This is a genomic window from Comamonas sp. NLF-1-9 (assembly GCF_019195435.1).
Taxonomy (GTDB): domain Bacteria; phylum Pseudomonadota; class Gammaproteobacteria; order Burkholderiales; family Burkholderiaceae_C; genus Comamonas_C.
Genome location: NZ_CP078069.1, coordinates 837736 through 850148, shown reverse-complemented (window position 1 = coordinate 850148; position 12413 = coordinate 837736). Strand labels below are relative to the sequence as shown.

Here is a 12413-nt window from a genome sequence, read left to right as displayed (position 1 = left end):
TGCCACGAGCCTGGATCTGCCCACGGTGCGCGCCCAGTTTCCGGTGCTGCACCAGCAGGTGCACGGCCACCCGCTGGCCTACTTGGACAATGGCGCCACCACCCAGATGCCGCTCGCGGTCATCGACGCCATGCGCGCCTTTGAATCGCACGACCGCGCCAACATTCACCGCGGCGTGCACACGCTGAGCCAGCGCGCCACCGACGCCTTCGACGGAGCGCGCGCGGTGCTCAAGCGCTTCTTCGGCGCGGGCGCCGAGCATGAGCTGATCTTCACCTCCGGCACCACCGAGGCGCTGAACACCATCGCAAGCGGCCTGTGGGCCGGCGGCCCCGAACACGCCTGGCTGCGCGAGGGCGACGAGATCATCGTCAGCGGCCTGGAGCACCACGCCAACATCATCCCCTGGCAACACGCCGCCCGGCGCACCGGCGCGCAGCTGCGCATCCTGCGCGCGGACGACGAGGGCCGGGTGCACGAGTCCGGTTTGCGCCAGCTGCTCTCGCCGCGCACCCGGGTGTTTGCCATCACCGCCTGCGCCAACGCCAGCGGCGAGCGCCCGCCCTATGAGGCCATGCTGCGCCTGGCCGCTGAAGCCGGCGCGCTCACGGTGCTGGACGCGGCCCAGGTCGCGAGCCACGCCGTGCCCGATGTGAGCGCCATAGCCTGCGACTACCTGGTCTTTTCCGGCCACAAGATGTACGGGCCCATGGGCAGCGGCGCCATCGTCGGTCGGCGCGCAGCGCTCGAACGCCTGTACCCGCTGCGCCTGGGCGGCGACATGGTCGACTGGGTCAGCTACGAAGATGCCGGCTGGGCGCCACTGCCCGCGCGCCTGGAAGGCGGCACGCCCAACGTCGGCGGAGCGGTAGGCCTGGCGGCGGCGGCCAGGTTCATCGAAGCCCAGGGCCGCAGCGCCATCGACGCCCATGTGCACGCGCTGCGCACGCACGCGCTGGCCGGGCTGCAGACCATCGAGGGCGTGCGCGTACTCGCCCCGCACGCGGTGCAGTCCGCACTGGTGTCCTTCGTCGCACGCGACGCCCATCCGCACGACATCGGCACGCTGCTCGACGAGCGCGGCATTGCGGTGCGCACCGGCCACCACTGTGCCCAGCCGCTGCTCGACCAATTGGTGCAGGGGCCGACCACGCGCGCCTCGTTTGCGATCTACAACACGCACGAAGAAGTGGACCGGCTGATCACGGCCGTGTCCTACGCAGTGAAAGCCTTGCGATGAGCAGCGCCGAAGACGACCTCTACCAGCAAATCGTGATGGAGCACAAGCGTGCGCCGCGCAACTTCGGGCATCTTGCGCACCCCACGCACCAGGCGCAGGGCACCAACCCCTCGTGCGGCGACAAGATCGCAGTGGAGCTGGAGCTCGAGGGCGAGCACATCAGGAACATCGCCTTCAACGGCCAGGCCTGCGCCATCTGCATGGCATCGAGTTCCATGATGACCGAGGCCATCAAGGGCAAGGACGTACAGCTGGCCAGGCAATTGCAAGGCCATTTCCGCGCGGTGCTGACCGGCGAAGTCGAGCCCGAAGAAGTGGAAATCGGCAAGCTCGTGGCGCTGTCTGCGGTACGCCGCTACCCCAGCCGCATCAAGTGCGCGCTGCTGGGCTGGCACGCGCTGATGCACGCCATCGCCGGCCAGGGCGGCACGGCCACCACCGAAACATCGCATTCAGGAGCATAGGAAATGGCGCGTTCACGCGAATCGGTCTTGCTGCGGCGCGACGTCGTCGGCGAGCTCGTGCCCTACGGCACGCCCTACGAACTGCAGGAAGGCACCTGGGCCGAAATCACCCAGGCGCTGGGCACCTCGTTCACGCTGCTGGTCGAAGGGCGCCTGGTGCGCCTTGGCGGCGCCGATGCCGACGCCATCGGCAAGGACCAGCCCGAAGCCATGACGGTGGAACACGACGGCGACGACACCACCGACGAGGAAATCCGCCGCCTGATCGACGAGCAACTGCACACCTGCTACGACCCCGAGATCCCGGTCAACATCGTGGACCTGGGCCTGATCTACAAGTGCGAGCTCGAACCCTACGAACAAGAAGCCGGCAAGCTGCGCATCACCATCGACATGACGCTCACCGCGCCGGGCTGCGGCATGGGCGAGGTCATCGCCAATGAAGTCAACGACAAGCTGCTGAACCTGCCGCGCATCGAGGAAGTGACGGTAAACATCGTCTTCGACCCGCCCTGGGACCGGTCCATGATGACCGAAGAAGCGCACCTGGCGCTGGGGCTTTGACTCCTGAAACGATAGCTGTTAGCGATTGACCAGCAAGCGTTTGCGGCCAAAATCGTTCCAATTATCATTGCTTGCTCGTTCCTGCGCCACGCACGCTTTGCGCGCCACCGACCAGGCTAGGCAGCAGCTACCGTGATTCTCAGCCCCAGGGCGTGCGCCACCTTGCTGACGGTAGCGAAGCTCGGATTGCCCGTGCCAGACAAAGCCTTGTAGAGGCCCATGCGGGTCAGGCCAGTTTGGGCAGCGAGCTGGGTGATATTGCGGGCACGCGCCACATCGCCCAGGGCGGCAAGAAAGAGCGCCGGATCATCTTCTTCAGCGCAAGCGGTGAGATAGGCCGCAATGTCTTCTTCGGTCTCGAGATAGTCGGCGGTGTCGTAGCGGGTGAAGGTTTCTTTGGCTTTGGCCATGCTCAGTTCTCCCAGGAAGCGGCGATATCCATGGCGAGTCGTATGTCCTTGCCTTGCGAGGACTTGTCCCCGCCGCAAAGCAACAGGATCAGCGTCTTGCCCTTGAACGTGTAATAGACGCGGTAGCCGGGGCCGTGATCGATCTTGAGCTCATTGACGCCTTCTTTGAGCGCCCGAAACTGGCCGGGATTCCCAAGAGAAAGACGCCTGATGCGAACCTCGATCCTGGCTTTCGCGTCTCGGTCACGCAGGCCACGGAGCCAGCTGTCGAACGTGCTGCTTTTGAGGACTTCGTACACCGTCAAAGGCTAAACCATGCTTGCGCATCAGTCAACTATAGTTGACTTTTCCGTTCATGCCCAGGCGCTGGGCCCAACGTGGCCGTGCGCCTGCCGCACATCGAGGAAGTGACGGTAAACATCGTCTTCGACCCGCCCTGGGACCGGTCCATGATGACCGAGGAGGCGCACCTGGCGCTGGGGCTTTGACTCCTGAAAAGATAGCTGATAGCGCTTGACCAGCCAGCGTTTTCGGCATAAAAGACTCAAAACCCTGGCGCCTTTTGTCTGCTACAGGCTGCTCCAGAGCCGCGCCAGCCCGTAGGCATGCAAGGCGCCCGCGACGAGGCAGACGCCTGAAGACACCCACCAGAATGTGCGCGAATTGCCTGGAAAGGCGGAGCGCAGGCGCGGGAACGCCAGCGCGCGTGCCAGATAGGCTGCGCTGACCGCCAGCAGCACCCAGCGCGTCAGCGGCAACCGCACTACCAAGCCTGCGGCGCTGAAGGCAAACAAGGCCCAGAGCGCCAGCACCGCTGCGATGCCCAGCGTCGAGAGCGTCAGCACCCTGTCCCCACGCTCGGCCGCACGCGCCGCGCGCTCTCCGGCGCCCATGAACCGATAGGCCTGCGGGCCGATGCCGATGCACGCCAGGTGCGCAAGCGCGGCAATCAAGCTGAAAGAGCCGCCAAGGGACAGGGCGAGGGCGCCGTCATGGGGCATGGCAGGGTTTCGATGGCGAAGAAGGAAGGGCGAGCGCCCGCTGGTGCCGCGATCTCGTCGGTGCTGAAGTGAGGGCAGGGCGCTTGGGCGACATCGGCCAATCAGTCCATCGGCCAAGCGCAGCGGCAGGGGCGCGGGGCTGCGGTCATGGTCAGGGCATTGCCTCAGGGGCGGACAGGCTCTTGCTGTAGTAACCCGAGGGGTCAAAACAGCACACGCGCTTCTTGCCCTGGGCGAGCATGTCGCAGGCCTTGGCGATACGGGTTTGCCGCGTCGTCGCCTGTTTTGCCGATTCCACCCAATGCACCCAGTCCACACGCGCCAGGGTTGTGGTCGCGTTCCAGACCGCTTTGGCCTGCGGGCAGGCATCGAGCGCCTGGCGCAGGTCTTCGGGCAGCGCCGGTTCGGGCTCGGGTTTGAGCGGGGCGATTTCAATGCTCACCGTATCCCCGAAATCGGCGGCGGCGGCTGCACGCAGCGCGCGGTCGATCCGCAGCCAGTGTCCAAGCTGCCCGTCCGGCTCGAGAGTCGCCTGAAATGCCTGGCCGTTGAGCTTGCCGGCAACCGACGTTCTGCCCCGCCGCGGCAAAGTCTTGCTTGCCGCCTCGGGCAGCAGCACAAACGCCCAGCAGCCGTCGTCGCTCTGCGCTACGGGGCGCAATATCTTGGCGGAGAACACGGATGTTTTGGCGGGCACCATCGCGGCGACAGACTGCAGGACAGGGGGCACGCAGCATATTCCATAACCGCCATCCATGCAGCGCGGCCGCCAGACGCCACAGCGTGCTTCTGTGATCGAACCAGTGAGCGGCAAGCGGGCGCGGTCCTTTGGCTTATGCCAAGTCCTTGCGATCGCCGCGCGTCGTCGGGTTGGAAATGACCAGGAACTCGACCGCCTCAGAAAACGGATTCATGAAGCGGTGCGGCTTGCCGGCCGGCACATGGACACCTTCGCCCGCGCAAAGCTGCAATTGCTGGCCGTCAATTTCGATGGCGGCGCGGCCGGCCAAGATGTAGAAAAACTGCTGGGCCTTGGCGTGGACGTGCCGCGTTTCCGCCTTGCCGGGCGGCACCCGCTCGCGGATCACGTGGCAATTCGGGTCTTTGAGGAAACGCCAGCCGTCACAGCCTTCGCCCCAAAGATAATGCTCTGCGTTGGTAATGGAAACGGCGTGCATGGCAATCAGAAAATCTTCCACCAGGGGCGTTTGGGCGGCATGGTTTCAGCACTGCGGGTCAATGCGGCAGCAGGGTTTGGTGTGAGCATGGTGCCGTCTTCGCCGTACTCTTCGCCTTCTTCGCCCACGACGCGCGCACGCAAAGCCCGAGCGATCGCGAACATCTTCTGAAGTATCTCTGCATCCGGATTGTTGACAGTGATTGCGCCGCGGTCAAAGCAGAACCACGCCATGTTGCCATCGTCTTCGTGCCCGGAGTACGCAGTCCAGACCGCGATCCCTTCGCCTTCCAGCCGCAGCACCTCGCCGTCTTCAAGATTCGCCTGCGCGTAACCATCAAGGCGCATGTCTGCGTCGGAAGACAGGTAGGCATTCCAATCCTCCATGGTAATACCTCCGCCGTCCCCGGCAAGCGAAGCGTGCCCGCGCGTGATTTGAACTTCATAGCCCATGGAATTTCCTCCTGAATCGGCTGCTTAGGTACAAGCTCGAAGTCGCTTTTTTTCCGCCCCTCGGTTTGCGCAATGAAATAGCCGCCCAATTTGTTTTCATCAGAAGCCGAACATAACGCCCGTTACCCGAACCAGGCCGAGCTGCCCTTGCCGGGATTTTATTTGCCTGCGCTCTTTTTCTCGATGACCGTCACCTTCCCTTCGCCCTCAATATATGCTGCTTTTACATCGTCAATCTTGTCTATGCCTTGCTGCCGCAGATAACTCATCAGCTCCTCTTCCGTGAGAAATTCGCGCCGCATGTTGCGGCGCAGCAGCCGGCCATCACGGATAACTTGCAACGGGGGCAGCGAAACCAGACGCTCGATGAATTTGACGCGGTAGCTGAGAGCATTGACAAGATAATTGAACCCCATGATGACGAGGATCATGAAAACGCCATCGGGAAGCGCCGTATAGTCTCCCAGTGAATGGGACGCCGCTTCGGTAATGAGCAGAATCAGCACCAAATCCATGGTCGCCAACTCGCCGCCTGTGCGCCGGGGCATGATGCGCATCAGAAAAAGAATGCCAAAGTACAAAACCGCTGCGCGAAGCAAAAGCTCGCCGAGCGGAGTTTCGAGCGCGAATATGCGCGACCAGTCTGTTGGCAGGAATTGCATGTTTCAATTATGTCGTGTTCGAAAACGCCGCCGCTTCAAGCTGAGCCACGGTTCACAGCGACCGTCATCAGCAAGAGGCATGCCGCCCTGCGCAAAAGGAACCCCGGTGTCCGCTGTCTGCGGCTCGGCAGAGCTGAGCCTCTGCGCCGAACCGGCTGCAGGCAGCAAATTCGCGGCGCTTGCGGCACGTGCCAGGCATTGGGCTGCGCTGGCTCGACATTGAAAAAGCCGCCCAGGGGCGGCTTTACGGTGAACGAGATGACAGGCGCTCAAACCGCCGCCTTGCTTGCGGTATAGCTCCTGGCCATGTTCGCCGCGATGCGCTTTTGCCATTCGGCCGGGCCGGTGATGTGCTGGCTGGTGCCGGTGGCGTCCACGGCGACGGTCACAGGCATGTCGACCACGTCGAATTCATAGATCGCCTCCATGCCCAGGTCTTCAAACGCCACCACGCGGGCGTGCTTGATGGCCTTGCTGACCAGGTAGGCGGCGCCGCCGACGGCCATCAGGTAGGCACTCTGGTGCTTCTGGATGGCAGCGATGGCCTCGGGGCCACGGTCGGCCTTGCCGATCATGGCGATCAGGCCGGTTTGCGCGAGCATCATCTCGGTGAACGGGTCCATGCGCGTGCTGGTGGTGGGGCCGGCGGGGCCGACGATCTCATCGCCTACCGGATCGACCGGGCCGACGTAATAGATGACCCGGTTGGTGAAGTCCACCGGCAGTTTTTCGCCCTTGGCGAGCAACCCCTGGATGCGCTTGTGCGCGGCGTCGCGGCCGGTGAGCATCTTGCCGGACAGCAAGATGCGCTCACCCGACCTCCAGCTTGCCACTTCCTCGCGCGTGAGTTGGTTCAGGTCCACGCGGCGCGATTCGGCGTAGTTGGGCGCCCAGTCGAGCTTGGGGTAGATGTCCAGGCTGGGCGGCGTCAGGTAGGCGGGGCCCGAGCCGTCGAGCACCAGATGCGCATGGCGGGTGGCGGCGCAATTGGGGATCATGGCCACGGGTTTGCTGGCGGCGTGCGTGGGGTAGAGGGCGATCTTTACGTCCAGCACCGTGGCCAGGCCCCCCAGGCCTTGCGCGCCTATGCCCAGGGCGTTGACCTTTTCATGCAGTTCCAGGCGCAGTTCTTCCACCTGGCTGAGCTTGTCGCCGCGGCTCGCGCGCTGCTGCAGTTCGTACATGTTCAGGTCTTCCATCAGGCTTTCCTTGGCCAGCAGCGCGGCTTTTTCCGCGGTGCCGCCCACGCCAATGCCCAGCATGCCCGGCGGGCACCAGCCGGCGCCCATCGTGGGCACGGTTTTCAGCACCCAGTCCACCAGGCTGTCGCCGGGGTTGAGCATCGCCAGCTTGGACTTGTTCTCGCTGCCGCCGCCCTTGGCCGCGACGGTCACGTCCAACGTGTGGCCGGGCACCATTTGCACGTGGGTGACGGCGGGGGTGTTGTCCCTGGTGTTCTTGCGCGCAAACAGCGGGTCGGCCACGACGCTGGCGCGCAAGGTGTTGTCTGCGAACAGATAGGCGCGGCGCGTGCCTTCGTTGACCGCGTCTTCCACGCTTTGGCCTGCGGCAAAGCCCTCGAAGCGCACGTCCATGCCAATCTTCAGGAAGACGTTGACGATGCCCGTGTCCTGGCAGATCGGGCGATGGCCCATCGCGCTCATCTTGCTGTTGGTGAGGATTTGCGCCATGGCGTCCTTGGCGGCGGGGCTTTCTTCGCGCTCGTAGGCCCGCACCAGATGCTGGATGTAGTCCGTGGGGTGGTAGTAGCTGATGAACTGCAGCGCGGCGGCGATGGATTCCACCAGGTCGTCGTAGCGGATGATCGTGGTCATGGAGGGAGTATTTACAGGACGAAACAACTGCGGATTATCGCAAGAGGCTTGCTGTCGCCATTCGGAGTGCGTCCACATGCGCAGGAGGCGAACCGTCTTCTCGTGGGAGAAGATTTCGTAGGCGATGCGCTGCCGGATGTTGATGCGGCGCGAATACGCCCCTGCAAGGTCGCCAACCAGCGGTTGCGGGCAAGTACCCGCTGTTATGCAGGCGTCAGCCAATTGCAGTCCAATCGAGAACGTCTTTGGAACCCGAGGAGAACCACCATGGCGGCTACCCGCATCGAACACGACACCCTGGGCAATGTGGAGGTGCCTGCCGAGCGGCTGTGGGGCGCGCAAACGCAGCGCTCCAAGATCAACTTCGCGATCAGCGGCGAGCACCAGCCGGCCGAGATCATTCGCGCGCTGGTGACCGTGAAGAAGGCCTCGGCGCAGGTGAACCACGCGCTGGGCTTGCTGGACGAGAAGAAGACCAGGGCCATCATCGCCGCCGCCGACGAGGTGCTCGCGGGCAAGCACCCCGACGAATTCCCGCTGGTGGTCTGGCAGACCGGCTCGGGTACGCAAACCAACATGAACGTCAACGAGGTGCTGGCCAACCGCGCCAGCGAATTGATGGGCGGCGAGCGCGGGGAAGGGCGCCTGGTGCACCCCAACGACGATGTGAACAAGAGCCAGTCGAGCAACGACGTCTTCCCGACGGCGATGCACGTGGCGGCGGTAGAGGCAATCACGCACCAGCTGCTGCCCGCCATCCAGAAGCTTCACGCGACGCTGGCAGCCAAAGCCAAGGCGTTTGACGACATCGTGAAGATAGGCCGCACCCACTTGCAGGACGCGACGCCGCTCACGCTGGGGCAGGAGATCTCGGGCTGGGCCGCGCAGCTTGCGCATGGCGAAGCGCACATCCGCGCAGCGCTGCCGCACTTGAGCGAACTGGCGCTGGGCGGCACGGCGGTGGGCACCGGGCTCAACGCTCCCAAGGGTTATGCCGAGCAGGTGGCGGCAGAGCTGTCGCGTTTGAGCGGGCTGCCCTTCGTGACTTCGCCCAACAAGTTCGAGTCGCTCGCGTCGTGCGACGCGCTGGTGCATGCGCATGGTGCGCTCAAGACGCTGGCGGCCAGCCTGATGAAGATCGCCAACGACGTGCGCTGGCTGGCCAGCGGGCCCAGGAGCGGCATCGGCGAGATCACGATTCCCGAGAACGAGCCTGGCTCTTCCATCATGCCGGGCAAGGTCAACCCCACGCAGTGCGAGGCGCTGACCATGCTGGCCGCCCAGGTGCTGGGCAACGACGTGGCGATCAACGTGGGTGGCGCCAGCGGCAACTTCGAGCTGAACGTGTTTCGGCCCATGATTGCGTACAACTTTTTGCAGAGCGTGCGCCTGCTGGCCGACGGCATGCTGAGCTTCAACGACCACTGCGCAGTAGGCATAGAGCCGAACCGCGCGCGCATTGCCGAATTGGTGCAGCGCTCGCTGATGCTGGTGACGGCGCTCAACACCCACATCGGCTACGAAAAGGCCGCCAAGATCGCCAAGAAGGCGCACCACGATGGCACCAGCCTGCGCGAATCGGCGCTGGAGCTGGGTTTTCTCACGGCAGAGCAGTTCGACGAATGGGTGGTGCCGGGCAAGATGGTGGGGCGATAAGCTCTCGATTCAATAGCTGTCAGCGGTGTGTGGACAAGCGTTTGAGGCCGATTTGACTGAGAATTGTCACGCCCTGTATCGCCGTCGCGCCAGGCCTTGGCTGGCCGGAGCACTGCCATGGTGAAGCTGCCGTTCTTCAGTGTCGGCCACTCCACGCACAGCCTGGAGGAATTCGTCGCCCTGCTGCGCGGGCCGGGCGTACAGCGGGTGGTGGACATCCGCAGCCTGCCCGGTTCGCGCCGCTACCCCCAGTTCAACCGCGAGGCGCTGGCCGAGGGCCTGGCGCAGCATGGCCTCGATTACGAGCACGTGGCACTGCTGGGCGGGCTACGGAGCAAGACCGCGGGCGTGCCGCGCGAGACCAATGCCTGGTGGGAGAACGCCAGTTTTCACCGCTATGCCGACTACGCCTGCACGCCGGCATTTGCCGATGGCCTGGCGCATTTGATCGAGCTCGGGCGCAAGCAGCGCTGCGCGATGATGTGCTCCGAGGTGCTGTGGTGGCGCTGCCATCGCCGCATCGTCACCGACCATCTGCTGGCGCGTGACGAGACGGTCTGGCACATCATGCCGCCGGACAAGCTCGACGCCGCGCACCTGTCCGCCGGAGCGCTGGTGGGGGAGGGCGCGAGCATCACCTATCCGGCTGTTTCGCCGGCGCCGGGCGGCGCTTGAGCTGAAGCTGCGCGCCTTCGCTGGATGCCGGTGCGCGCCCGCTGCGGGCCGCGCCGTCCAGGCTGGCCAGCGGACAGAAGCTCAGGGCTGCTCGCTGATGCGTCCGAGCAGCAGGTATTCCATGATGGCCTTTTGCACGTGCATGCGGTTTTCCGCCTCGTCCCAGACGACGGACTGCGGGCCGTCGATGACCTCGGCGCTCACTTCCTCACCACGGTGCGCGGGCAGGCAGTGCATGAAGAGGGCGTCTGGCTTGGCCGCGGCCATCATCGCCTCGTCCACGCACCAGTCGGCAAAGGCCTTGCGCCGGGCTTCGTTCTCGGCCTCGTAGCCCATGCTGGTCCAGACGTCGGTAGTCACCAGGTCGGCACCCTGGCAGGCCTGTCTGGGGTCTTTGAAAATCTTGTAGCAGCCCGCGCGCGCCTGGCGCTCGCCAAAGGCCAGTTTCTCATCGACCTCATAGCCGCTGGGTGTACTCAGGTGCACGGTAAAACCCAGCAGATCGGCCGCCTGCAACCAGGTGTTGGCCATGTTGTTGCCGTCGCCCACCCAGGCGACCACCTTGCCGGCAATGCTGCCGCGATGCTCGATGTAGGTGAACAGGTCGGCCATGATCTGGCAGGGGTGGAATTCATTGGTCAGGCCATTGATCACCGGCACGCGCGAATGCGCGGCAAAGCGCTCCAGGCGATCCTGGCCAAAGGTGCGGATCATCACGATGTCGGTCATGCGGCTGATGACGCGCGCGGTGTCCTCGATCGATTCTGAGCGGCCCAGCTGGCTGTCGGTGCTGGTCAGGTTGACCACGGTGCCGCCAAGCTGGCCCATGCCGGCTTCGAAGCTCACGCGGGTGCGCGTGCTCGCCTTCTCGAAGATCATGGCCAGGGTGCGGTCTACCAGCGGGTGGTATTTTTCGTAGCTCTTGAACTTGCGCTTGATCAGCGCGGTGCGGGCAAACAGGTAGGCGTAGTCGTCGGCGCTGAAGTCGCTGAATTGCAGGTAATGCTTCATGGTGTGCCTTGTTTACTGCGACAGGAAGCTGCGCACCACCGGGTTGAGCCTGGCGACGATCTCGTCGGCATCGGCGCGCGTGAGGATGAGCGGCGGCACGATGCGGATCACGCGCTCGGCGGTGACGGAAATCAGCAGCCCGGCCTGCGCCGCCATGCCTATGAGCGCGCCACACGGGCGGTCCAGCTCCACGCCTATCATCAGGCCGCGCCCGCGCACCTGGGTGACGGCCTTGATGTCTGCCAGGGCTTCGCCCAGGCGGGCGCGCAGGTATTCGCCCACGGCGCTGGCGTTGGCGAGCAAGCCGTCTTCTTCCATGATGGTGATGGTCTCCACCCCGGCGCGCATCGCCAGCGGGTTGCCGCCAAAGGTGGTGCCGTGGTTGCCCGGCTGCAGCACCTCGGCGGCGCTGCCGCGCGCCAGCACCGCGCCCACCGGCACGCCGGAAGCCAGGCCCTTGGCCATGCTCATCACGTCGGGCACGATGTCGGCCCACTGATGGGCAAACCACTTGCCGGTGCGTCCCATGCCGCACTGGATCTCGTCGAGCATCATCAGCCAGCCCCGGGCGTTGCAGAGCTTGCGCACCTGCTGCATGTAGACCGGGTCCACCGGATGCAGGCCGCCTTCGCCCTGGATCGGCTCCATCATCACCGCGACGATGTCGGGGTGCTGCGCCGCCGCGGCCTCCAGCGCCGCGACGTCGTCCACCGGCACGCGCACGAACCAGTCGGGCAGGGCGCCAAATCCGTCGCGCACCTTGGGGTTGGCCGTTGCCGCCATGGTCGCGATGGAGCGGCCATGGAAGGCGTGCTCATAGACCACGATGCGCGGGCGCTCAACACCCTGGTCTACGCCGTGCTTGAGGGCGATCTTGATCGCCGCCTCGTTTGCCTCGAGGCCAGTGCTGCAGAAGAACACCTTGTCCATGTGCGCACGCTCGCACAGCAGCGCCGCCAGGCGCTCCTGCCCCGGCACCTGGTAGTAATTGGAGCAGTGGATCAGCTTGGCCAGCTGCTCTTGCAGCGCCGGCACCAGCCTGGGGTGGTCGTGCCCTAGCGTGCTCACCGCAATGCCGGCGAGCGCATCCAGGTATTCCTTGCCGTTCACGTCCCAGACGCGCACACCCTTGCCTCGCTCCAGCGCGACGGGCACCCGGTTGTAGGTGTTCATCACATGCGAGGCCGTGGCAGCAGTGGGTGCGTTCATGCAATATCTCCGGACAGGCGCAGGCGCAAAGACCTGCGGGAAAAAGCTTGTGATTC

15 protein-coding genes and 1 pseudogene are annotated in these 12413 nt (G+C 64.6%); 6 read left to right on the top strand and 10 right to left on the bottom strand.

The genetic code is table 11. The features are described 5' to 3' along the window. Positions 1–10 precede the first annotated feature (10 nt). The 3 genes from KUD94_RS04200 to sufT are packed head-to-tail and all read left to right on the top strand — an operon-like array spanning position 11 to position 2268. Positions 11–1240 carry an aminotransferase class V-fold PLP-dependent enzyme gene (locus KUD94_RS04200; RefSeq protein ID WP_370625892.1) on the top strand — a complete coding sequence of 410 codons (1230 nt, stop codon included), beginning with the start codon at positions 11–13 and terminating at the stop codon, positions 1238–1240. Further along, positions 1237–1704 (top strand): Fe-S cluster assembly sulfur transfer protein SufU, encoded by a 468-nt coding sequence (gene sufU / locus KUD94_RS04195; protein WP_218238563.1) that lies wholly within the window; start codon positions 1237–1239, stop codon positions 1702–1704. Before KUD94_RS04200 ends, sufU begins: the two co-directional genes overlap by 4 nt. A gap of 3 nt (positions 1705–1707) precedes the next feature. Then, positions 1708–2268, top strand: coding sequence for a putative Fe-S cluster assembly protein SufT (gene sufT, locus KUD94_RS04190; RefSeq protein ID WP_146913999.1), 561 nt, complete (start codon positions 1708–1710; stop codon positions 2266–2268). 116 nt (positions 2269–2384) lie between these two features. Here sufT and KUD94_RS04185 read toward each other — a convergent pair whose 3' ends face one another. Both KUD94_RS04185 and KUD94_RS04180 read right to left on the bottom strand, forming a co-directional pair. After that, positions 2385–2678: an addiction module antidote protein gene (locus tag KUD94_RS04185; protein WP_218238562.1), complete on the bottom strand. Its 294-nt coding sequence runs from the start codon at positions 2676–2678 to the stop codon at positions 2385–2387. A gap of 2 nt (positions 2679–2680) precedes the next feature. Then, positions 2681–2977, bottom strand: a complete 297-nt coding sequence (locus KUD94_RS04180) for a type II toxin-antitoxin system RelE/ParE family toxin (protein WP_218239180.1) — start codon at positions 2975–2977, stop codon at positions 2681–2683. A gap of 90 nt (positions 2978–3067) precedes the next feature. Between KUD94_RS04180 and KUD94_RS04175 the strand changes: the two are divergent. Continuing rightward, a pseudogene (locus tag KUD94_RS04175) lies at positions 3068–3166 on the top strand (putative Fe-S cluster assembly protein SufT); the annotation flags it as partial. 81 nt (positions 3167–3247) lie between these two features. On the opposite strand, the gene KUD94_RS04170 reads toward KUD94_RS04175, so the two are convergent. The 6 genes from KUD94_RS04170 to KUD94_RS04145 all read right to left on the bottom strand — a co-directional run bounded on the left by KUD94_RS04170 (position 3248) and on the right by KUD94_RS04145 (position 7806). After that, complete coding sequence (locus tag KUD94_RS04170; RefSeq protein ID WP_218238561.1) at positions 3248–3679, bottom strand: hypothetical protein; 432 nt, start codon at positions 3677–3679, stop codon at positions 3248–3250. Positions 3680–3830: 151 nt separating this feature from the next. Next, on the bottom strand, positions 3831–4436 hold the full coding sequence (locus KUD94_RS04165; protein ID WP_255569041.1) for a YdeI/OmpD-associated family protein: 606 nt from the start codon (positions 4434–4436) through the stop codon (positions 3831–3833). Between the two features lie 76 nt (positions 4437–4512). Beyond that, complete coding sequence (locus KUD94_RS04160) at positions 4513–4857, bottom strand: cupin domain-containing protein (protein ID WP_218238560.1); 345 nt, start codon at positions 4855–4857, stop codon at positions 4513–4515. Positions 4858–4862: 5 nt separating this feature from the next. Continuing rightward, the gene (locus KUD94_RS04155) at positions 4863–5309 is read right to left on the bottom strand and encodes a hypothetical protein (RefSeq protein WP_218238559.1); all 447 of its coding nucleotides are present in this window, start codon (positions 5307–5309) and stop codon (positions 4863–4865) included. 158 nt (positions 5310–5467) lie between these two features. Next, on the bottom strand, positions 5468–5971 hold the full coding sequence (locus tag KUD94_RS04150; protein WP_218238558.1) for a DUF421 domain-containing protein: 504 nt from the start codon (positions 5969–5971) through the stop codon (positions 5468–5470). 269 nt (positions 5972–6240) lie between these two features. After that, complete coding sequence (locus tag KUD94_RS04145; protein WP_218238557.1) at positions 6241–7806, bottom strand: fumarate hydratase; 1566 nt, start codon at positions 7804–7806, stop codon at positions 6241–6243. Between the two features lie 267 nt (positions 7807–8073). On the opposite strand from KUD94_RS04145, the gene fumC reads away from it, so the two are divergent. Both fumC and KUD94_RS04135 read left to right on the top strand, forming a co-directional pair. Beyond that, on the top strand, positions 8074–9462 hold the full coding sequence (gene fumC, locus KUD94_RS04140; protein ID WP_218238556.1) for a class II fumarate hydratase: 1389 nt from the start codon (positions 8074–8076) through the stop codon (positions 9460–9462). Between the two features lie 120 nt (positions 9463–9582). After that, a complete protein-coding gene (locus tag KUD94_RS04135; protein ID WP_218239178.1) occupies positions 9583–10137 on the top strand; it encodes a DUF488 family protein in 555 nt (184 codons plus the stop codon). An 81-nt stretch (positions 10138–10218) separates the two neighbouring features. Here KUD94_RS04135 and argF read toward each other — a convergent pair whose 3' ends face one another. Together argF and KUD94_RS04125 are read right to left on the bottom strand one after the other, a co-directional pair. Further along, positions 10219–11148 carry an ornithine carbamoyltransferase gene (gene argF, locus KUD94_RS04130; RefSeq protein ID WP_218238555.1) on the bottom strand — a complete coding sequence of 310 codons (930 nt, stop codon included), beginning with the start codon at positions 11146–11148 and terminating at the stop codon, positions 10219–10221. Between the two features lie 12 nt (positions 11149–11160). After that, complete coding sequence (locus tag KUD94_RS04125) at positions 11161–12357, bottom strand: aspartate aminotransferase family protein (RefSeq protein WP_218238554.1); 1197 nt, start codon at positions 12355–12357, stop codon at positions 11161–11163. Positions 12358–12413: the final 56 nt, after the last annotated feature.

What these genes read in the sequence shown, in the direction of transcription:
- KUD94_RS04145 (WP_218238557.1), bottom strand. Translation starts at nt 7,806, where the DNA reads ATGACCACGATCATCCGCTACGACGACCTGGTGGAATCCATCGCCGCC.
- KUD94_RS04165 (WP_255569041.1), bottom strand. Translation starts at nt 4,436, where the DNA reads ATGGATGGCGGTTATGGAATATGCTGCGTGCCCCCTGTCCTGCAGTCT.
- KUD94_RS04155 (WP_218238559.1), bottom strand. Translation starts at nt 5,309, where the DNA reads ATGGGCTATGAAGTTCAAATCACGCGCGGGCACGCTTCGCTTGCCGGG.
- KUD94_RS04160 (WP_218238560.1), bottom strand. Translation starts at nt 4,857, where the DNA reads ATGCACGCCGTTTCCATTACCAACGCAGAGCATTATCTTTGGGGCGAA.
- KUD94_RS04150 (WP_218238558.1), bottom strand. Translation starts at nt 5,971, where the DNA reads ATGCAATTCCTGCCAACAGACTGGTCGCGCATATTCGCGCTCGAAACT.
- KUD94_RS04185 (WP_218238562.1), bottom strand. Translation starts at nt 2,678, where the DNA reads ATGGCCAAAGCCAAAGAAACCTTCACCCGCTACGACACCGCCGACTAT.
- KUD94_RS04125 (WP_218238554.1), bottom strand. Translation starts at nt 12,357, where the DNA reads ATGAACGCACCCACTGCTGCCACGGCCTCGCATGTGATGAACACCTAC.
- argF (WP_218238555.1), bottom strand. Translation starts at nt 11,148, where the DNA reads ATGAAGCATTACCTGCAATTCAGCGACTTCAGCGCCGACGACTACGCC.
- sufU (WP_218238563.1), top strand. Translation starts at nt 1,237, where the DNA reads ATGAGCAGCGCCGAAGACGACCTCTACCAGCAAATCGTGATGGAGCAC.
- sufT (WP_146913999.1), top strand. Translation starts at nt 1,708, where the DNA reads ATGGCGCGTTCACGCGAATCGGTCTTGCTGCGGCGCGACGTCGTCGGC.
- fumC (WP_218238556.1), top strand. Translation starts at nt 8,074, where the DNA reads ATGGCGGCTACCCGCATCGAACACGACACCCTGGGCAATGTGGAGGTG.
- KUD94_RS04170 (WP_218238561.1), bottom strand. Translation starts at nt 3,679, where the DNA reads ATGCCCCATGACGGCGCCCTCGCCCTGTCCCTTGGCGGCTCTTTCAGC.